The sequence below is a fragment of the Mucilaginibacter sp. genome (assembly GCF_041088075.1).
Classification (GTDB): Bacteria; Bacteroidota; Bacteroidia; order Sphingobacteriales; family Sphingobacteriaceae; genus Mucilaginibacter_A.
Window position 1 is genome coordinate 1 of record NZ_JBGCVY010000038.1, and the last position, 19346, is coordinate 19346.

21 protein-coding genes are annotated in these 19346 nt (G+C 41.3%); 8 read left to right on the plus strand and 13 right to left on the minus strand.

The window, feature by feature from the left end:
- Nucleotides 1–1249: acyltransferase family protein (locus tag V5804_RS09350; RefSeq protein ID WP_369591126.1), on the plus strand; the 1249-nt coding region annotated here is incomplete at its 5' end.
- Between the two features lie 16 nt (nt 1250–1265).
- Here V5804_RS09350 and V5804_RS09355 read toward each other — a convergent pair.
- From V5804_RS09355 to V5804_RS09385, 7 genes are all read right to left on the minus strand, one after another.
- Nucleotides 1266–3269, minus strand: coding sequence for a M1 family metallopeptidase (locus tag V5804_RS09355; RefSeq protein ID WP_369591127.1), 2004 nt, complete (start codon nt 3267–3269; stop codon nt 1266–1268).
- 108 nt (nt 3270–3377) lie between these two features.
- Complete coding sequence (locus V5804_RS09360; RefSeq protein ID WP_369591128.1) at nt 3378–3701, minus strand: type II toxin-antitoxin system RelE/ParE family toxin; 324 nt, start codon at nt 3699–3701, stop codon at nt 3378–3380.
- Entirely contained in the window at nt 3691–3915 is a 225-nt protein-coding gene (locus V5804_RS09365; RefSeq protein WP_369591129.1) for a hypothetical protein, read from the minus strand. The genes V5804_RS09360 and V5804_RS09365 overlap by 11 nt, the downstream gene beginning before the upstream one ends.
- 77 nt (nt 3916–3992) lie before the next feature.
- Entirely contained in the window at nt 3993–5735 is a 1743-nt protein-coding gene (locus V5804_RS09370) for an alpha-glucosidase (RefSeq protein WP_369591130.1), read from the minus strand.
- Between the two features lie 141 nt (nt 5736–5876).
- Entirely contained in the window at nt 5877–6767 is an 891-nt protein-coding gene (locus V5804_RS09375) for a hypothetical protein (RefSeq protein ID WP_369591131.1), read from the minus strand.
- Nucleotides 6768–6777: 10 nt separating this feature from the next.
- Nucleotides 6778–7905, minus strand: coding sequence for a magnesium/cobalt transporter CorA (gene corA, locus V5804_RS09380; RefSeq protein WP_369591132.1), 1128 nt, complete (start codon nt 7903–7905; stop codon nt 6778–6780).
- Nucleotides 7905–8516 (minus strand): WbqC family protein, encoded by a 612-nt coding sequence (locus tag V5804_RS09385; RefSeq protein WP_369591133.1) that lies wholly within the window; start codon nt 8514–8516, stop codon nt 7905–7907. Before V5804_RS09385 ends, corA begins: the two co-directional genes overlap by 1 nt.
- Nucleotides 8517–8552: 36 nt before the next feature.
- Between V5804_RS09385 and V5804_RS09390 the strand changes: the two genes are divergently transcribed.
- Together V5804_RS09390 and V5804_RS09395 are read left to right on the plus strand one after the other, a co-directional pair.
- Nucleotides 8553–9437, plus strand: coding sequence for a lysophospholipid acyltransferase family protein (locus V5804_RS09390; RefSeq protein ID WP_369591134.1), 885 nt, complete (start codon nt 8553–8555; stop codon nt 9435–9437).
- Entirely contained in the window at nt 9434–10471 is a 1038-nt protein-coding gene (locus V5804_RS09395; protein WP_369591135.1) for a glycosyltransferase family 2 protein, read from the plus strand. Before V5804_RS09390 ends, V5804_RS09395 begins: the two co-directional genes overlap by 4 nt.
- A gap of 199 nt (nt 10472–10670) precedes the next feature.
- Here V5804_RS09395 and V5804_RS09400 read toward each other — a convergent pair whose 3' ends face one another.
- Nucleotides 10671–10871, minus strand: a complete 201-nt coding sequence (locus V5804_RS09400; protein ID WP_369591136.1) for a hypothetical protein — start codon at nt 10869–10871, stop codon at nt 10671–10673.
- 176 nt (nt 10872–11047) lie between these two features.
- On the opposite strand from V5804_RS09400, the gene V5804_RS09405 reads away from it, so the two are divergent.
- Nucleotides 11048–11632 (plus strand): hypothetical protein, encoded by a 585-nt coding sequence (locus V5804_RS09405; protein ID WP_369591137.1) that lies wholly within the window; start codon nt 11048–11050, stop codon nt 11630–11632.
- Here V5804_RS09405 and V5804_RS09410 read toward each other — a convergent pair.
- Nucleotides 11629–12213 carry a riboflavin synthase gene (locus tag V5804_RS09410; protein ID WP_369591138.1) on the minus strand — a complete coding sequence of 195 codons (585 nt, stop codon included), beginning with the start codon at nt 12211–12213 and terminating at the stop codon, nt 11629–11631. The two genes, V5804_RS09405 and V5804_RS09410, sit on opposite strands and share 4 nt — an antisense overlap.
- 164 nt (nt 12214–12377) lie before the next feature.
- On the opposite strand from V5804_RS09410, the gene V5804_RS09415 reads away from it, so the two are divergent.
- The 4 genes from V5804_RS09415 (at nt 12378) to V5804_RS09430 (ending at nt 13929) form a co-directional block, all read left to right on the plus strand.
- The gene (locus V5804_RS09415) at nt 12378–12857 is read left to right on the plus strand and encodes an HPP family protein (RefSeq protein ID WP_369591139.1); all 480 of its coding nucleotides are present in this window, start codon (nt 12378–12380) and stop codon (nt 12855–12857) included.
- 13 nt (nt 12858–12870) lie between these two features.
- Nucleotides 12871–13257: a DUF1622 domain-containing protein gene (locus V5804_RS09420; protein ID WP_369591140.1), complete on the plus strand. Its 387-nt coding sequence runs from the start codon at nt 12871–12873 to the stop codon at nt 13255–13257.
- 291 nt (nt 13258–13548) lie between these two features.
- Nucleotides 13549–13731 carry a hypothetical protein gene (locus V5804_RS09425; protein ID WP_369591141.1) on the plus strand — a complete coding sequence of 61 codons (183 nt, stop codon included), beginning with the start codon at nt 13549–13551 and terminating at the stop codon, nt 13729–13731.
- 30 nt (nt 13732–13761) lie between these two features.
- On the plus strand, nt 13762–13929 hold the full coding sequence (locus V5804_RS09430; protein WP_369591142.1) for a hypothetical protein: 168 nt from the start codon (nt 13762–13764) through the stop codon (nt 13927–13929).
- A gap of 49 nt (nt 13930–13978) precedes the next feature.
- Here V5804_RS09430 and V5804_RS09435 read toward each other — a convergent pair whose 3' ends face one another.
- From V5804_RS09435 to V5804_RS09450, 4 genes are all read right to left on the minus strand, one after another.
- Nucleotides 13979–14791: an alpha/beta hydrolase gene (locus V5804_RS09435; protein ID WP_369591143.1), complete on the minus strand. Its 813-nt coding sequence runs from the start codon at nt 14789–14791 to the stop codon at nt 13979–13981.
- 406 nt (nt 14792–15197) lie between these two features.
- On the minus strand, nt 15198–16751 hold the full coding sequence (locus V5804_RS09440) for a lipase maturation factor family protein (protein WP_369591144.1): 1554 nt from the start codon (nt 16749–16751) through the stop codon (nt 15198–15200).
- A 116-nt stretch (nt 16752–16867) separates the two neighbouring features.
- The gene (locus V5804_RS09445) at nt 16868–18082 is read right to left on the minus strand and encodes a glycoside hydrolase family 88 protein (protein WP_369591145.1); all 1215 of its coding nucleotides are present in this window, start codon (nt 18080–18082) and stop codon (nt 16868–16870) included.
- 107 nt (nt 18083–18189) lie between these two features.
- Nucleotides 18190–19346 (minus strand): alpha/beta fold hydrolase (locus V5804_RS09450; protein WP_369591146.1); only part of this gene is annotated, 1157 nt, incomplete at its 5' end.

Sequence of the window (19346 nt, forward strand, 5' to 3'; positions counted from 1 at the left end):
AAATTTTGATTTAATAAAACCCTTTTGGATGGTTAACTTTTATAAAAACACAGCGCAAAAAACAAAATCATTTTTCAACATAATTGATGATATAAAAGAAGTTCCTGCTGTTTTAAAACAAAAATATTTACCTTCTTTAGATGGTTTGAGGGCGTTGTCTATTATTATGGTGGTTGGCAGCCACGTTTTAATTGGTAAAAATATCCACAACACATTTCTTAATTCAATTTTCAACGGTGCATTAGGTGTAGGTATATTTTTTACGATAAGCGGTTTCATCATCACCACTTTATTGATGAAGGAACAAATTGACACCGACAATATCAGCCTGAAAAATTTTTATATCCGAAGGTTTCTGCGCATCATTCCACTCGCCTATCTATTCCTGATTGTTTTGATCGTGCTTAACCAAGTATTTCGGATGGGAATTAATTTTTCCGGTTTTCTTTTGGCATTTTTATTTTTAAAGAATTTTGTTGGATCAGAAACAGACCCGGCAACAACGCATTACTGGTCTTTAAGCGTTGAAGAGCAATATTATTTGATCTTTCCTTATTTCTTTAAAAGAAGCCGCAAGTATTACTTTGCATTTGGCATGGCTTTAATTTTTTTGATTATTCCGGCCGTTGTTTGGGTACATTTTCATGTTGCCTGTTTAAGCAACAACCTTATCTTTTCGTTTGTATTTATGCTGATGTACAAACTACCGCTTATTTTAATCGGATCAATATTCTCAATCCTGTTTTTCAGATATAACCAACTGTTTAAAAAATATTCCAACTCGCTGCTTAGTTTAGGAATACTTGTTACCATTATCACCATAAATTCAGATTTTACAATATTAGCCAAGGTTAAAGGTTTTCTTTTTACCAATGCAATTACAGGTATGTTAATTGCCTGTTTAATTGGAATCAACGTATTTGAAAACAGATCAATTGTATTTAAAGTACTAAATAACAATGCAGTTATCCTTATCGGTAAACTGTCTTACAGCATTTACATTTGGCAGCAGATATTTACATTTTCTATTCCCTGGGCTAATACAAACAAGTTGTTAGGTTCCATGATTTTTAATCTTGTGGCTCTTTTTATTGTTTCCTATCTATCCTACAACTACTTTGAACGGCCATTTTTAAAATGGAAACAAAGTTTTCAAATCCCAAAAAACAATAATAACGAACAAAGCTTCGATAAGCTGGTTTACAATTTCAGTAGTTTGTTATCGTTTTTTAGGATTGCAAAAAGTTAGCTTTTTTGTTTTTCACTTACCTCACCTTCCAAACATTATTCCCCCGATTCCCATCCGGCAACGCTCCATCCGGGTCAACCTGCACCTGCGTTACATCCTGCGTAATCTGCACTTCAAAAGTAATAGCCTTATTTTGCAGCCAGGTTTCTACCGGGAAAGCTTGGCGTTGCTTGCTGCCATCTTTCAACGAAATTTCTACCACAAAAGGCATCGCCATTTTTTCCAAGTTGGCCACCGTAATGCGGATGCTTCTTTTAGCACCTGTTTTTTGGTATTGTACATCGTGGATGGCCAAATCCAATTTCCAATTATTGTAAAACCAGCCTTTCCAAAACCAGGATAAATCTTCGCCGCCGCCGTTTTCCATCGAACGGAAAAAATCTTCTGGGCGCGGATGTTTGTAAGCCCAATTGCGGATGTACTGGCGAAAAGCATAATCAAAACGGTCTTTCCCCAAAATTTGTTCGCGCAGCAAAACCATTCCGAAAGCAGGTTTAAAATAAGCAATCGAATGGCGGTATTTTTCTTTGATGGCATCCGCAGCCGTCATGATGATTGGCGCATTTGGATCGGCAATGATCGGTACAATTTCATCAGCCGGGTTGCCGCCGCTGGGCGCATATTCGCCGTCGCGTTTTGGCGCAAACTCGCCTTTGTTAAACGCATCCGAAGCATAAATATCAATAAAGGTGTTAAAACCTTCGTCCATCCAGGCAAAACGCCGTTCGTTGCTGCCCACAATCATCGGGAACCAGTTGTGGCCAATTTCATGCGCCGTTACCCAATACAATTCTTTGCCTTTATCGGTAATCCCGTCAAATACAATTCCGGGGTATTCCATGCCGCCTGCAATTCCCGCCTCGTTAACGGCAACCGGCCAGGGATAAACAAACCACTCCTTGGAAAAATACTCGATGGAACCTTTTAAATATTCGGTCGCTCGGCCCCAAGCATCGTTTCCGGAACTTTCGATCGGGTAAACCGACATCGCCATACATTTTTTTCCTTCGGGAAGATTAACGCGCGCGGCATCCCAAATGTAAGCTTTGGAAGCGCCGAAAGCCACATCGCGCGTATTTTTCATTAAAAAATGCCAGGTTAAAGTCCCTTTTTGAACCGGGCGGGAAGCCGGGTCGTTCACTTCTGCTGCCGTTCGGATCATGACTGTTTTATCGCTATTTCGCGCAGCTTCCAACCGGCTGATTTGTTTCGCGGTCAACACTTCTTTCGGGTTTTGCAACTCGCCCGAACCAGCAACGATCATGTCCCAGGGAACGGTTACGCGGTAATCAATATCGCCATATTCCAGATAAAACTCGCCGGCACCGAGAAAAGGCAACGTGTCCCAACCGCTCGAATCATCATAAACACAAAGCCGCGGAAACCATTGTGCAATCTCATAGATCTTGCCGTTTTTGGTATCGGTATAATCGGTTCGGTTGCCAAAATTTCCTGGAATTTGATAATGATATTTGATAAGCAGGTTGATTTTTCCGCCGTTTGCTGCCACTGCTTTTGGCAAACGTATTTGCATTCGCGTATCGTTTATAACATAATTTGCGGTTTGTGCTTTGCCGTTGATTAAGATTTCTACCGTTTCAAATTCGTAACCTTTGGTATGGTTGGCGGCGCTGATACCGGTTACAAAGTTAGACCGTGCTTCTTTTGTATAGGTATTTTGATCAAGCTGCAGCCATAAATAAGGCAAAGCATCCGGACTGTTGTTGGTGTACAAAATATTTTCGGAAGCGGTTAAGGTTTTGGCGGAAGTATCAAGCTTGGCATTCAACTGGTAATCCACTTTGTTTTGCCAGTATTTTGGCCCGGGCGCGCCATTGGCGGAATGAAATTCGTTTCCTTTTTCGGTATAAAAACTGGGAGAAAATAATGCCGCCGGGTTGTAGTTGGATGCAACCGTATCGTTTGGATTGCCACCGCGCCTGCGCTGTGCATAAATGGAAGCGGTCAATAACATCAGGAGTGTAACGGCAAAAGCGATAGAGGTATAAGGCTTGTTCATGTTTTGAGTTTTAGCACCAGCAATATAGCAGGAATTTGAGGAGATGCTTCTTTTAGGGCATAAAAAAAAGCGGCCGGGTTAGGGCCGCTTTTGTAAGAATTTTTTTCTTTATAACCCGGATAAAATATCTTGAAGTTCTTTCTGACTGATGTTTTCTTTTTCAGATTTGTTGTAGATAGAAGCTAAATAAACTGTTTCGTTAATAATTGCCACATAAGTTATTACCCTTGCGCCGCCCCGTTTACCTTTTCCTTTACTTGCAATAGCCAAACGTATTTTATAAAATCCATTACCGATTGATGTACCTTGGATAGGATTATCTTCTAATAAAGTAACTAAATCATCAAACTCATTTCTTATAGAGGGATATGTTTTATTTAATCGCTTAAATTCTTTTTTAAAGCGCTCGGTAAGCTCTATTTTAAAGCTCATTGATAAAATCCCTTGCGTTTTGTAATTTTATTTTGCCAGCTTGTGCCAGTTTTATTTCTGCAATTGCTTCCCGTAAATCTTCGGCAACTGTGGCATTATCCGGTTTGTCATCAACTGATTCTTTTTGCTTTTCTATCTGTATGCCCAAACGTTTTGACAAATTTCTTAACAAAGCAAAATCTTTTGGGTCAACATTTTTTAATAAAAGTTCCATAAATCAAATTTAAACATTTCGATTAAAATTGAACAACAACGATGCTTCTTTTATCCACCTAAAAACAGCAACGTTTTTTATTTCAATTTAATAATTACGGCCTGATAAGGTTTCAGAAAAGCTTTCTCCTGCCCTAATTTTAAATCCGGGCAATTGTTGATTAGAACTGCATTGGTATCGATCGGTTGAAGCGAGGTATATTCCGCTTCCTGTGCAGAAAAATTAAGCAGCACCAATAATTTCTCATCCTCCATACTTCGGGTATAAGCGTAAATTTGTTCGTGGTCTTCGTTAAGCAACGTATAATCGCCATAAACCAAAACCGGGTTATTTTTGCGGAACCGGATCAGCTTTTTAAAATAATTTAAAACGGAATTTGGATCGGCCTCTTGCGATGCTTCGTTTACCATGCTAAAATTGGGGTTCACTTTGATCCAGGGTTTGCCGCTTGTAAAACCAGCGTTTTCCTGATCGTTCCATTGAAAAGGCGTGCGGCTGTTGTCGCGGGCGGTCAGCTTCCAGCCTTCCATGTATTTTTGCGTGTCTTCGCCGTCTTTTTCCAGCTTTTTGTACCAGTTCAAAGTTTCAATGTCCCGGTAATCGTTAATATCGTCAAATTTGATATTGCCCATGCCAATCTCATCGCCTGCATAAATGTAAGGCGTGGCGCGCATGGTGAGCAAAAAAGTGAGCAACAGTTTGGAGGAAGCTGCCGCAAATTCGGGCGCATCGTTTCCCCAGCGGCTTAACATCCGCGGCTGGTCGTGGTTGCCCAGATAAATGCTTCCCCAACCGTTGTCCGAAAAAAGGTCGCTCCATTTACTGTACAATTTTTTAAAATCAACCAGTTTCCAACCGGCCGGGTCAGGCTGTTTGTATTTGCCGGGCAGCATACCGATGTACATGCCGTCGAAATGGAAAAACATGTCCAGCTCCTTGCGGTCGTCGCCTACAAAATTCATGGCTTCTTCAATCGTTACGCCCGAACCTTCGCCAACCGTCATAATGTCGTACTTGCTTAAAACTTCGCGGTTCATTTGCTGCAAATATTCGTGCAAATGCGGCCCTTTGGCATAGTAAATCCCCCAGCGGCCTTTATCGTTTTTGTCGAGGTATTCCTGCGTGATTTCGGGAAAATCAGTGTCTTTGGAGATGTAAGAAATCACGTCCATGCGGAAACCATCCACGCCTTTGTCCAGCCAAAAGCGCATCAGTTTAAAAACTTCCTCGCGCACCACCGGATTTTCCCAGTTCAGGTCGGGTTGCTTAACCGAAAAATAATGCAAATAATAACTGTCGGTTTTTTCGTCGTATTTCCAGGCGCCTTCGGTATCAAAAAAACTGTCGCGGTAAGGCGGTTTCCCGTTTTCGGCCGGCCACCAGTGGTAATAATCGCGATGATCATTTTCCCTGGAAAGCTTAGACTGCTGAAACCATTTGTGTTCATCGCTGCTGTGGTTCACCACCAAATCTAAAACCAATTTGATTTTACGTTGATGCAAGCCTTGCAGCAACTCATCAAAATCCTGCATTGTGCCAAATTCGGGCATGATGCCTTCATAATCACTTACATCATAACCGTTATCTGCATTGGGCGAAGGATAAATCGGATTCAGCCATACAACATCAATGCCTAAACTTTGGATGTAATCCAGTTTTTCGATAATTCCCCGCAAATCGCCGATGCCATCGCCGTTGCTGTCTTTAAAACTACGCGGATAAATTTGGTAAACTACGGCTTCTTTCCACCAGGTTTGGTTTTGGTTTTGCAGGTTTGTAATTTGGGTTTGTATGGAATCTTGATTTGTGGAAAAGCTCATTATTAATTATATAAAACAAAAAAGGTGGTTTTTGCAGATGCTTGGCGCACCGTTAAAAGTACAAGTTACAACATCAATCTTGAACAACTGTTTAAAACACTCAAAGTTTTTACAAAAAGGCCAATGCTTCTTTTACCACACTTATTTTGGTATGGAATAATAATAGATGGGCGCGTTTTTGCCTTCGCTGGTGGTGTAATAACCTTTTCCGTTGGGCGTAAAACCGATGGCTTCACCTTGTTTTTCCATGGTGTACGGCAACTCTAAAGGTTTGCGTTGCAGGGTTTTCCAAATGGGTTCGCCGGTTTGCCGTTTCCAGAAATATACGGATTGATAGCTTTTCACCAGCACTTCGCTCCCATCGGCAGAAATATCGCCGGCCGTAACCCATTTCATCAAAGGCAGACCGGTAAAATGCAGCTTGCACCTTTTTTGCAACAAAATTGTATCGGTAAAAGAAGCATTTAAAGGCGCGGTGTAAACGCCCACTGAATCCTCGCGTTTAGTGATGATATATAGCAATTTACCAAGCGGGTCAACCATCAGCGTTTCGGCATCGTGCGGCCCGTCGGGATATTTTAAATGGTAAGCCTCGGTTTTGATTACTGATTGTGGTTTTACACCTGCAACCGCAGGTTCTTCAAAACGATAAACGGTAATCGTTTTTCTTTGCGCGTGGTTATCGCCAATATCGCCCAGATAAATATAGCTTTTGCCTTTTTCGGTTCCGGGGCCAACAGCAATATCTTCGCAATCAACAACATTCTCTTTTGAATTGGCAGCATCTGCTTTAAAATAAAAAGTCTCTTTTAAATTTCCGTTTGGGTTGATGGCGAAAAACCGGCTGGTGTCGCCACTGTCGTTATGCACGTAAAGTATGTTTTTGTTGATGCGGGAAGCAGCAATGCCCGATACTTCTTTTAGTGCCGGATCTTTCAGCGTGTTTTGGTTTTGGGCGACTACAATTTTAACGGTGAGCAGGATAACGGAAGCGGCTACGATTAAATTTATTCTTTTATGTTTCAATATCATTTTTTAAAAACTACATTTTGTTAAACCAGCCCTTTCGCCAAAATAACACAAATTGGATCAGGGCGATTGCCAGCATCACCGCCAGCGTGTAAAGATAGCCGTGCGGCGCGTAAAGTTCTGGTAAATTTTCTGGCAGTACCTTGTTGGTTACCGGGTCAACCCGCGCGAAATTCATACCATAAATTCCGGCAATAAACGTAAGCGGGATGAAGATGGAAGAAATGATCGTAAGCACTTTCATGATCTCGTTCATACGGTTGCTGATAAGCGAAAGGTACATATCTACAATGCTGGAAGTGATCTCTTTATAACTCTCGGTCAAATCCATTACCTGGATGCAATGGTCGTAGGCATCGCGCAGGTAAGGTTTGTTGTTTGCCATAATCAGCGGGCTTTCCGTCCGGATCATGTCGTTAATTTTATCACGTTCAGGCCACGCCGCCCTCCGGAGCAGGATCATGCTGCGTTTAATGTGCTGCGCTTCGTACATGATACTTTTATCAGGCGACTCGTACAAACGGTCTTCCAGCAAGTCCAGCGAATCGCCTACTTTGTTCAGCATTTCAAAATAACGGTCAATCACGGTATCGGTAATAGAATAGGCCATATAGCCAGGCCCGGCCGTCCGTATGATTCCTTTTCCGGCATGTAAACGCTTTTTTATGCCTTCAAAGTATTCGTCGTACGTTTCCTGAAAACTGATGGTGAGGTTTTCCTTCACCAGCATAGAAAGCTGATAGTTATCGCTGTCTTCCTCTTTGTGGTAATGCAGTACGCGGCTGGTTAAAAAAGCATAACTTTCGTATTCTTCAAATTTTGGCCGTTGCCGGGTATGCACAATATCTTCCAAAACCAAGCGGCTGATTTCCATTTTAGCGCCAATCTCTTCGATCAAAGCCTGGTCGCCCAAACCTTTTATCAAAATCCAGTGTGTGTGGTTGCTGCAAGCTTTTATCTGATCAAGCACCACATCAATACCGGCGCCTTTTGCTTCTTTTACCTCGTTTTGGTTGTAAGAATAAATTTCGATCTGCGGTTTCAACGCATCTTTTGGCACATTTACCGAACCCGGCATTTCGCCGATTATCTCTTCTTGCTTGCGGGTTTTTGCCTTTAAACGTTTAGGGTTTTTTGCCATTACAAATATTTTAATGTGTTCGGCCCCTGGTTAAACAACAAGTCCACAATACTTAGGTTTTTGAGGAAGCCTTGCCGGTCATCAAACACTTGGAAATACGTTTTTTGTTCGAAATCATCATTCAGTTTTGGGTGGATGCTTTTGCGGAAATTTGCCCCGGCAAAATCAGTTTCATATGCTTCGGTGTACTTCAATTCTAACTTCAATTTCAACAGTTTTAGCAGCAATTGCAGCAAAGCTTCGTTAAAGTCAAACAAAAATTCGTACTTTTTTTCCTGATAAAACGGCGCAAATTCGGCTTCGTAATATTCAAAATAAGCCGAACTGCGGTAACAGTTTTGCAGGCTTAGCCAGTGCAAACGCTGCCAGTTAAAATCGTAACTGATTTTTACATCCCTTACTACACGATGGTTTTTTGCGCCTTTTGCCACCGGAACAACCAACGTTAAAGCACCGTCAGGCGAATAAATTTTTGCGCGGTTCCGGTAAGTTTGCTTCGGGAAATGCTCTTTTTGCTCGATCAAAAAATTGTTTTTATGCTGAAGAAGTTCTGCAAAAAAAGCAATGGGCGGCAGGTAAAACAGCGGGAACAAAGCAGGATTATCCGTCATAAAAGTTAAATTTGTATTCAAAATCGAGCCAAAACAATGACCAGTAAGGCAGTTACGAAAGTAGCCATTTTCTTTTTGTACCTGCTCTCGCTGCTGCCGTTTTGGGTTTTGTATTTGATTTCGGATGCTGTTTTTATCCTTCTTTTTTATGTAATGCGTTACCGACGGAAAGTGGTGCAGCAAAATCTGTTAAATGCTTTTCCCGAAAAAACGGCAACAGAAAGACTACAAATCGAACGCCAGTTTTACGGTTATCTCGCTGATTTAATGGTAGAAGCAATCAAACTTATTACCATTTCCGAGCAGCAACTGAAAAAACATTTCACCCTAAACAACCCCGAATTGCTGGATACTTTTTTTAACCAGCAAAAAAGTGCGTTGGGAGCCTTGGGCCATTACGGCAATTGGGAAATGGCGGCGCAAATCCTGGGTTTTTCTACGGAGAAAAAGAAACTGTTTATTTACAAACCACTGGAAAACGAGGTTTTTGATTCGTTCCTGAAAAAACTACGTTCGCGTTTTGGCTCCATTCCGGTTTCGATGAAAGCGACTTTACGAACTTTGGTAACTTTAAAAAACGAACCGAAACTAACCGTTTTTGTAAGCGACCAAACGCCGGTGCGCGAAGAAACCCAATATTTTACGCAATTCCTCAACCAGCCAACCGCCGTTTTTTTGGGTATTGAAAAGATGGCCAAGATGACGAACGACCCGGTTATTTTTTGTGATATCCGCGTTTTAAAAAGAGGTTATTATTGCTGTACCTTTGTGCCTTTGATGAACGAGCCGAAACTGAGCAGCGAACACGAAATTACCGATCTGCATGTGCAATACCTGGAAAAAGTGATCCGCGAAGCGCCGCAATATTGGCTGTGGTCGCACAAAAGATGGAAATTTAAACCGGAAGATATTCATAGATGAGCCTGCCCAAAGTTGCCGTTGTGATCCTGAATTGGAACGGTTTAAATTATTTACAAACGTATTTGCCCTCGGTTTTAGCTTCTGTTTATCCAAACCTGGAAATTGTTGTTGGCGATAACGGTTCCGAAGATGGCTCCGTCGAATTTTTGCACGCCAATTTTCCACAGGTAAAAACAGTATTGAACGACCAGAATTATGGCTTTACCGGCGGCTACAATAAGGTTTTAGACTGCATTCAGGCTGATTATTTTGTTTTGCTGAATTCTGACGTAGAAGTGGAACAGAACTGGATTGAACCGGTGATTGCATTGATGGAAAGCGACGATTTGATTGCAGCGGCGGCGCCAAAAATTTTATCGTGGCAGGAAAAAAACAAGTTTGAACACGCCGGTGCGGCCGGTGGTTTTATTGATACGTTTGGTTATCCGTTTTGCCGCGGGCGGATTTTTTATGAAGTGGAAGAAGACCACGGCCAGTACGACCAAACCAGCGAAGTACTTTGGGCCTCGGGCGCTGCTTTGTTTATCAAGCAAAAATACTGGGAACTTTCGGGCGGGTTTGACGAGCGCTTTTTTGCTCATATGGAAGAAATTGATTTGTGCTGGCGTTTAAAAAACATGGGCTTAAAGGTGATGTATTGTGCCGAATCCAAAGTTTACCATTTAGGCGGCGGCACTTTGGATGCCGAAAACCCTTTTAAAACTTTCCTCAACTTCCGCAACAATTTGCTGTTGCTGCAAAAAAACCTGTGGCTGCGCAAAAGTGTGTTTGTGATCCCGATGCGTTTTGTGCTGGATTTTGTAACGATGCTGCGTTTTATCTCCGAAGGAAAACGAAAAGATGCGGCCGCGATCAGCAAAGCGCACCGGAATTTTATCCGGCATATTTTTAAAAATTCCGGGCGGCAAAAAGTAAGAAGCGAAAGCCATGCGGATTATAACTTGCAATCAACGGCCGGTTTTTATCGGGGAAGTGTGGTTTGGGATTTTTTTGTGAAGAAGGTTTGTAAGTTTTCTCAGTTGAAGAGTTGGTGAGAGAAGGGTTTGGGTTAAGGAATATTTTGGAAGAATTACTACTTAAGCCAATAACCAATAATGATTCCAACGATACCAAAAGCCCATTTTAATTTATCGCTTTCGGCTGGTTCTGTTGCAATAATGTAGATTGAAAACAACAACAAAATAGCTGTTATGCCGATTTGAACTTTGATTTTTAACTTAGAAGGCGTTGTCATTAAGACTTAAATGCACGAATTGCCCTTTTAATATTTTCACCAAAAAAAGATTCATGCGTTACTTCATCTTCTGACGGTTCTGCTTCTATGTCTTTAGTTAATTTTTTTTTATCAGCTATCACTTCGCCACCAATTTTTTTTACATAAGATGACAAATCTGATTCTTTGCCTTCTGGTATCTTAATGCTTAGCGTTGTCATAATAGATCGTTTTAAGGAATTTTGTAGTGTAAATATATTACAAAACTACGTAAAACTTAAACATTTGTTTATCAAACAAAACTATTTTTTAACAGTCTGATTCAAGAATTACTGTTTGCTTGAAACATCAACTTATCTTAGCTTTCGCCAATGCTTCTTTTATCCCTATAAAATCCATGAAAAAACTTCTGTTCCTTTTCCTGCTAATCATTTCCACCAAAGCCAAATCCCAAGATACCCTTTCCAACTTCAACCAAAAACGAAACCAAATTAACCAAACCGGGATGAAAGTTTTGGGCGGTTGGGCAATTGCCAATATTGCGATCGGAAGCGTTGGGTTTTACAAGACCAAAGGCGCAACCAAATACTTTCACCAAATGAATATCTTTTGGAACGTGGTTAATTTGGGAATTGCAACCGCAGGTTTTTATGGTGCAAAAGAAGCATCCAACAAATCCTATTCCATCGAGCAAAGCATCCAAGAACAACATAAAACAGAACGGATTTTATTGATTAATGCCGGTTTGGATGTGGCATATATGGCTGGCGGCTGGTATTTAAACCGGCGTGGCATCAACAAAAGTTCCGACAGGTTGCATGGTTACGGCAACGCTATTATTTTACAAGGTGCGTTTTTATTGTTGTTTGATAGTTCGATGTTTGCCATCCAAAAGCATCATAGTAAAACTTCTAATCAATTTTTAAAAAATGTACAAGTTGGATTTATCGGAAACCAAATTGGACTGACCGCACAACTTTAACGCTGCATTAACCTTGCAACATATTTCCCGATCACATCAAACTCCAAATTCACCACCGAACCTTCTTTTACCTGTTGCAAATTGGTATGTTCATAAGTATAAGGAATTATTGCAACCGAAAAACTGTTGGGTTGAGAATTGACAACCGTTAAACTTACGCCGTTGATACAAATGGAACCTTTTTCAACCGTAACATTTCCTTGTGTTGGATTATATTCAAATGTATATTCCCAGCTTCCTTCCAATTCTTTGAAAATTGTACAAACCGCAGTTTGGTCAACATGGCCTTGCACAATGTGCCCGTCCAACCGGCCGTTCATTTGCATACAACGTTCTAAGTTAACCAAATCGCCTTTTTGCAAGTGGCGCAAATTGGTTTTATTCAAAGTTTCATCAATCGCAGTTACGGTGTGCAAACCATCGGCAATAGCCACAACCGTTAAACAAATACCGTTGTGGGCGATGGACTGGTCAATCTTCAGTTCCTGCGCCAAGTTAGATGCAATGGTAAATTGCAGGTTGCCCTGATCTGCAAACAAATCGGTAACGGTGCCTAAGGTTTCTATAATTCCGGTGAACATTTGAGTTGTAAGTTTTTAGTTGTAGGTTGTAAGTTATAAGCGAAACAATCGTCGGCAAAAGTAAACTAATGCGCCAACAATTTTTAGGTGCTAAAAGAAGTATTGCTTTAATCAGATCAAACATTCACCGTTCAAACTTCTTTAATCCAAACATTTGATCTTCCATGCGCAAACGTTTTGATTTAAAAACAGAAATTTCGCTCGCCTTGTTCCCCACGCTTACCATGGCCGTTGTTTTGTTTTTGCTGGAAGCCTACAGCCAGCAACACCTGCTTTTTGCCTCGCTGGCCTCGAGCGCTTTTTTAATTTACCTCGACCCGCATTTGCCAACCAACAGTATTTACACGTTGGTAATGGCGCAAGTATCCGCCGCTTTAATTGGTTATGGGGTTTTAAAACTGATTGGCCCGGGCTACACTTCGGCTTTGCTGGCCATGATCGTTTCCATCACTTTTATGGTTTTGCTCAATGTGATGCACCCGCCTGCCGTATCAACCGCCTTAACTTTTGCTTTTGTAACCGGCCAGGCCGTGCCCTTGTTTTTGATTGCACTGGGGATACTGATTGTGTTGATTATTGTACAAAAATTTTCCGTTTGGCTGATCAACAGAAACGTGCCGAAAGACCCGATTAGTAAACTATAAAAACTTTATCAATATGAATGCTACCCTAACTGCAGAGACGCTGGTGCAAAACTTAGTGCACTGGTTGCGCCTTGCCGTAGAAATTACCGGCGCATGCGCCATTGGCATCGGTTCGGCCATTTCGCTTTACCGCTTTGCGCGCGCGTTGATTTCGCAGCAGGAAACCGATTTTAACGCCATCCGCCTGACGTTGGCGCGGTATTTAGCTTTGGCGTTGGAGTTTCAGTTGGGGGCCGATATTTTATCAACCGCAGTAGCGCCAAGCTGGCAGGAAATAGGCAAACTGGGCGCAATCGCTGTTATCCGTACCGGTTTAAATTTCTTTTTGTCCAAAGAAATGGAGGAAGAAAAAAAAGCCTCGGCAGGCGAAGCCGATGTACAGGCAAAAGCCAAAGGCTGATTAGCCATTAAATTTATGCCGGTAAAAGAAGCATTTAACCCGATTGCTATAACATAGATGCGTACCAAAAAAAGGCAGGTAAAAGAAGCATTTTACTTTCTTTGATATTAAACGGCAATCTCTCAATTTATAAAACAATTGCTTTAGGCTGAAGTGTATTTACAGGTAATTAATTTATTAAGGATGCAATAAATAATTGTTATCAAATTATTTGTAATAATTTAAATTAGTACTACTTTTAGGCTTTCTGACAGACCTGACAGAAAAAAACCTAAATAAAAAACTACTAAAATGAGAAAGCGAAATTTGTTAAAACTGCTATTGCCTATTGGGTTATTATTGTTGGTATGTTCTTTCTTTATCGGCCATTTTACCAACATTTCCGAACCGACCGATGGGTTTTTAAGAGGTTCCGGGATCACCCTGATCGTTGCTTATTTTTTAAAATCAAGCGTAACTAAAACCATCTGGTAAAATTTTAGTCATACCTACAAAAAAAACATCATGAAAAAACTAACCTCGTGTTTATTAGCCCTTACCGTTTTAATGCTCAGCCAGGTTTCCTTTGCGCAGGATTCTGTTAAGCAAAGTGCCAAAGCCAGTAAAATGGTTACCCACAAAGTAACCAAACACCACAAAATGGTAAAGAAAATGGCCCCTGCCAAAATGTAATTTGATCGTTTTGAACATTGAAGCCACGTTAAATATAGCGTGGCTTTTTTTATGCTTTTAAAAATTTCACCTGTGCCCGTATGGCCAATTTAGATTCCGGCAGTTTTGTAATGAGGACAAACCCGTGAAACATGGCTTTGTATTCTTCATATTGGATAAATTTTCCGGCTGCTTCCATTTTTTGTGTTAATTCTTTGGAACCCAGTACCAAAAGATCGTCCGTCCCATGTTGTAAAAGTATGGGCGGCAGGATTTCCAGGTCGCCGTTTACGGGAGATAAAAGCGGATCGCTTACATCGCGGTTGCCGCAATAAACTGCCACTACCCTTTTGGTGAACTGCAGCGACAACAGCACATCTTTTCGGATCAAATCTTCTACTTCCGGCCCTGTTTTGTTTGTGTCCAAATTTACCGCGGGATACAACAAAAGCAGTTTTTTTGGCAAATTGGCTTTTTGTTGATGCAACAGGTAGCAAGCGGCCAAAGCTAAGTTTCCGCCTGCGCTTTCCCCGCCCAAAAACCATTGCCGCTGCAAACTGCCGCGTTTTTGCAAAGCCGTTATTACGTTAACAATAGCGTTTAAACCATCGGGAAATGGGTTTTCGGGAGCCAGGGGATAACGCACCATCAACACAGCCATATCCAGTTTTTTGCTTAATTTATTACAGTAAAGCCAGTGCAAAGTAGTTGGGCCGATGATAAAACCGCCGCCCGGCAAATAAACCAAAACACCGTTTTCACTTTTTTCTTTATTGATCCAAAACACTGGTACGCCTTCAATTATTTCTTTTGGAAACTTTTTTATGATGGGCGTTTTGGTGTCTTCATAAGCCTGTAACTGTTTAAAGCTGTCATTGTTCAACCGCTTTTTGAACCTGAGAATTCGGATAAGATGATAACAGATTGTGCCTAAAAAACTTCTTTTATGGGTAACCTTGTAATCTTTCATTTTTAGGCTGATCGAATTTTTGCTGCAAAAAGTTAACAATTAAAGTGCCAGCAATACATGCTTCTTTTACCGCATAAAAATCATTGTCTTTTTATGGATTTGTGTCCGTAAAATATCCCGGCACACCAATTTTATAGGCATAAAAGAAGCATTGTAGATTTCTATGACAGAAATTTAAACAAGCTCTTTGTTCAGAAAAAAAATAAACGTTCTAATTTTTATGCGATAAAAGAAGCATCCGGAACACAGGTTTTCAAATTTGGATAATGCCTGTTTCAATACGCGTGCTTTTTCACATTAAAAATTAAAACCTTTCAAGTTATCGAAGCCAGCCCGTACTTTTTAGAAATTCAATTAAGCGCGGATCCTGGTCAGACATCGCCGGAAGCCACAAACCAAGCTGCTTTCGGTTCCAGTACAAACCTTGCGGGTTGCCGGATTTGGCAAAGGTATATCGGTACAAAACAGCACGAATGTACCGTGGCGGCTTTTGCGAAAAAGGGTTTCCGGCAAACAAACTTACTGTGCCCTCGTCGTTATGCAAAAGTTTCCAAACCAAGTTCAAAGTCCAGGGATATTCGTTCGGCGTAGCCATTGCCGCAAACCACATTTGCCAATCCAAGCGCAACTGGTAAGGCGCAATCTGTGGCGGACGCTGGTTAAGCAGCACCGGCAAGCCTTTGTACAAATAAGGTTTCCAGTGGGCTTTGCCGGAAGTGTCTTCGTCCATGGTTCCTTCAAAAACCACGTTCAGGCGTTCCTGTCCTACCGTTCCGAATGCGCCATATGTGTTTACCAAATCAAGCGGGTCAAAAGAAGTATTCATAACTTGCCCCGGCGAAAGAATGTTTATGGCAGGCTGGATACTCAAAACAGCGATAACAGCCGTTACCACCCAGGCCGTGGTTGTCATTGGTTTGGATTCTTCGGCACGATCAGCAGCAGTCTGGGCTTTACGGACTAATGTTTTTGGAAGAAGTTTAGACCAAAAACCATCATCCAGACAAGCCAAAGCCGGGATAATCGTCAGCCAGTTTAAAAACGACAAGTTTCCGCTAAGGATAATATTCAATTGAAACAGGATGATCACCACGCCTGCAATCTGCCGCGCCACTCTTGGCCAAAACACAAACCAGGGCGCAACCAGTTCGGCCAGCCAATTAAACCATACGCCGATTTTCAAACTGGTATGCGGCAAAAAATGAAACCAGCGGCTTAACGGGCCGGGAATGGGCTGTGATTGAAAGTGGTAATAGAGTGCGGTCCCGTTTCGCCAAACATCATCTCCGCGGTACTTGATCATCCCGGCACCCAGCATAATCCGGCAGATGAGCCATCGAAACAAAACAATGATGGCAAAAGGCGGCGCATATTTGGGAAACGGGCGCAGATCGAGCAGCGGGCAAAGAAAAATGGCGAGAAAACCAGTTTCCGTCAATTGGATTTCCCAACCGTAGCCATACCACTCCTGCCCAACATGGACGAAGGACATGTAAAGAAACCACAGCACAGCAAGCAAAATTGCATTGGCGTAGCCCGTCGCTACAATACAGGAAAGCACAAACCCGATCCAGGCAACGGTTAAAAGCGCGGTATCAGAATGGCCAAACCAAAAAACCGACGGCAAACGTATAAAACCGGCCGTACCAGAACCTAAGGCAGCACCGATTTGCTTGATGTAGCTATCCACAGGAAGCAAACCGTGAGAACCAATCAAAGGAACAATCTGGTTGATGGCCACCAAAAAGGCGATGGCATAGATGAAGCCCAGCAGGCGCAAGATTACAAAACGGGTGAGCCAGTAAGTTGAAGGCGTAGTTTCTGCAACAACGGCTGTTTGCAAATCGCTGTCTGTTTCGTTTATCAATTCCATTGCGATGCCTTTTTGGTACAACAATGCAGTTAGCCGTGTTTGTTTGCTTTATTTTTTTCTTATAACGAAAATATTAAACCTTAAAAAAACAACATGCTTCTTTTAGGGCATAAAAATCAGTATTGCCTGTTGATGTTTTGGTAGCGCAGCATCGCTTCCACAAAGTAATAATCGGCATAAGTTAGTGGAACATCAACTTCTGATTTGCCAGGGAAATTGCCAACGCTGTGCTCCAAAATAAAGCCGCCGTTTGTGCCTGGCTTTGCTTTATATGCCGGAGACGATAAAGTTTGAAGTATCGTTTGGGCCGAATTAAAATAAAGCTGGTTGTCTTTTTGGTTGCTGTACCGGCACAACTCCAACAAGGCAGAAGCCATGACGGCAGCGGCAGAAGCATCGCGCAAAGCGTTGGGGATATTGGGCGCGTTAAAGTCCCAGTAAGGGATTTTATCTTTTGGCAAATTTGGGTTTTGCAAGATAAAAGAAGCAATATGCCGGGCCTGGTCGAGGTACTTTTTATCTTTTGTTTCCCGGTACATCACCGTAAAACCATACAAGCCCCAGGCTTGTCCGCGCGCCCAGGCCGATTCGTCTGCTGCGCCTTGTGCCGTTCTTTTTTGCTGAACGGCGCCTGTTTCCGGGTTGTAATTGATAACGTGGTACGAACTGTAGTCGGGCCGGAAGTGGTTTTTCATGGTCGTATTGGCATGTGCAACCGCGATTTTATAAAAGCTGGAATCGCCTGTTGCTTTTGTAGCCCAAAAAAGCAGCTCGAGGTTCATCATGTTGTCAATAATGACTATGTAATCAGAAGGTTTGGAATCCCAGGATTTGATGCAGCCAACTTTCGGGCTGAACCTTGTGGAAAGCGATTTGGCACTATTGATCAGCGTTTCTTTGTATTTTGGTTGAGGCTCGATCTTCTCTGCATTGCCAAAACTGCAATACATCATAAAACCCAAGTCGTGCGTGTTTTTATTGTATTGTTCTTTTTCCAGCGAGGCCAGCATCCGGTTTGCTTCGGTTTTTAAAACTTCGTCTTTTGTTTGCCGGTATAAATAAAGTAAAGTTCCCGGATAAAAACCACTGCACCACCAGCCGGAATTACTGGTTTCCAGTTTATTGGTACGTGGGTCGTACGTTTTTGGAAACCTGTCCGGGGGCAAATCCTTCATCAATACTTTGTACTGGGCATCCGCATCTTTAAAATTTTTGCCGATGGTTTGCAACAACAATTTATCCTGCCTAAAAGAAGCATGCTGGGCAGCCGCAGCAAAGCAAAAAGCAATGCTGTAAACGATGGTTGTAAAAAAACTTAACCTGTATTTCATGCCTTAAAAATTCCTTATTTTCAATATACCGGCCAAAACCTGTTAAATGAATTTAAACAGGGCGACCGTAACCTTGTAGTTATTACGGACACCAGTTGTCTGATAATTTAATTGTTCTGATCGAAAAAATCCAATACAGTCTGGTTAAATAACTGTGGGATTTTTTGTGGGGCTTCATGATCCGCTCCCTTAAAAATAACCAGTTTACTATGTGTGATTTTTTCTGCAATTAGTTTAGTATGTTTTTCTTTAACTACATCATGTTGGCCAGCCATTACCAATGTCGGCGATTGTATTTTTTGTAAAGAATCCGGATTGATATGTGGCTCTGTTAACAAAAGAATTTTTAAGCGATAATCCATATTAGTTTTTGGCACACCTTTATTTTCCATTTCACTTACTTGTTTATGGATTAGTTTGTTAGTTTCAGCAGTAACAGAACTATTATCATTATACAGAACAGTTCCCATAACTGCCATTTTATCCACCTTATCAGGATGTCGCATTGCCAATATTAGGGCTATATTTCCTCCATCGCTCCAGCCTAATATGTTTACATTTTTCAATAGCATTTTATCCAAAAAAGTATTCACGTCTTCTGCCATTAGTTCATAGGTGAGTTTGGTATCATTAGCTGAAGACCTGCCTTGTCCTCTACTATCTAAGCAAATTACCCTATATTTTTTACTCAATATATCTAATTGGTTACTAAAAATATTCATCGAGGAATTATTTCCGTTAAGTAATAATAAAGGTTTGCCTTTTCCATATATCTCGTAATAGAGTTTAATACCATTAACATCAATATATTTACCGTGTTTAGGATTGTTTCCAAGAGATGGCGCAACTTTTACGTTTGAATTGTCTACAAACAAGGATTGTTTACCTGAAAATACCTTATCCTTAGATAAAGACAGTTTAGTGTTTTTATCAATGTTGTAAGATTTCCAATTTGTTATGGAATCATCTTCAAAATCTGAATTTTTTAAAGGAATTTCAACCTTGTTTTTTCCTTCTTTTACAAAAAGTTTAAAGTTATCTAAATAATAGCTGCCGTTACCAGCAATAGTAACACCAATTGCAAAATATTTTGCATTTCTATCAATTTTTCCCGCAAGCTCATAAGAACTCCAATCGTCCTGCTTATAATAGTCCGATGCGTCATCATTATATAATGGTGCCTTTATAAAGTTTTTTTTATTGTCAATAGAAACAGTTGCTAACACTAACCAGGAATCACGTTCAAATTTATCTTTATATAATA

Excerpts from the sequence above, each read along its gene's own strand:
- V5804_RS09395 (WP_369591135.1), top strand. The coding sequence starts at position 9,434 with ATGAGCCTGCCCAAAGTTGCCGTTGTGATCCTGAATTGGAACGGTTTA.
- V5804_RS09405 (WP_369591137.1), top strand. The coding sequence starts at position 11,048 with ATGAAAAAACTTCTGTTCCTTTTCCTGCTAATCATTTCCACCAAAGCC.
- V5804_RS09365 (WP_369591129.1), bottom strand. The coding sequence starts at position 3,915 with ATGGAACTTTTATTAAAAAATGTTGACCCAAAAGATTTTGCTTTGTTA.
- V5804_RS09415 (WP_369591139.1), top strand. The coding sequence starts at position 12,378 with ATGCGCAAACGTTTTGATTTAAAAACAGAAATTTCGCTCGCCTTGTTC.
- V5804_RS09375 (WP_369591131.1), bottom strand. The coding sequence starts at position 6,767 with ATGATATTGAAACATAAAAGAATAAATTTAATCGTAGCCGCTTCCGTT.
- V5804_RS09420 (WP_369591140.1), top strand. The coding sequence starts at position 12,871 with ATGAATGCTACCCTAACTGCAGAGACGCTGGTGCAAAACTTAGTGCAC.
- V5804_RS09370 (WP_369591130.1), bottom strand. The coding sequence starts at position 5,735 with ATGAGCTTTTCCACAAATCAAGATTCCATACAAACCCAAATTACAAAC.
- V5804_RS09445 (WP_369591145.1), bottom strand. The coding sequence starts at position 18,082 with ATGAAATACAGGTTAAGTTTTTTTACAACCATCGTTTACAGCATTGCT.
- V5804_RS09410 (WP_369591138.1), bottom strand. The coding sequence starts at position 12,213 with ATGTTCACCGGAATTATAGAAACCTTAGGCACCGTTACCGATTTGTTT.
- V5804_RS09390 (WP_369591134.1), top strand. The coding sequence starts at position 8,553 with ATGACCAGTAAGGCAGTTACGAAAGTAGCCATTTTCTTTTTGTACCTG.
- V5804_RS09355 (WP_369591127.1), bottom strand. The coding sequence starts at position 3,269 with ATGAACAAGCCTTATACCTCTATCGCTTTTGCCGTTACACTCCTGATG.
- V5804_RS09425 (WP_369591141.1), top strand. The coding sequence starts at position 13,549 with ATGAGAAAGCGAAATTTGTTAAAACTGCTATTGCCTATTGGGTTATTA.
- V5804_RS09385 (WP_369591133.1), bottom strand. The coding sequence starts at position 8,516 with ATGACGGATAATCCTGCTTTGTTCCCGCTGTTTTACCTGCCGCCCATT.
- V5804_RS09400 (WP_369591136.1), bottom strand. The coding sequence starts at position 10,871 with ATGACAACGCTAAGCATTAAGATACCAGAAGGCAAAGAATCAGATTTG.
- V5804_RS09430 (WP_369591142.1), top strand. The coding sequence starts at position 13,762 with ATGAAAAAACTAACCTCGTGTTTATTAGCCCTTACCGTTTTAATGCTC.
- V5804_RS09360 (WP_369591128.1), bottom strand. The coding sequence starts at position 3,701 with ATGAGCTTTAAAATAGAGCTTACCGAGCGCTTTAAAAAAGAATTTAAG.
- V5804_RS09440 (WP_369591144.1), bottom strand. The coding sequence starts at position 16,751 with ATGGAATTGATAAACGAAACAGACAGCGATTTGCAAACAGCCGTTGTT.
- corA (WP_369591132.1), bottom strand. The coding sequence starts at position 7,905 with ATGGCAAAAAACCCTAAACGTTTAAAGGCAAAAACCCGCAAGCAAGAA.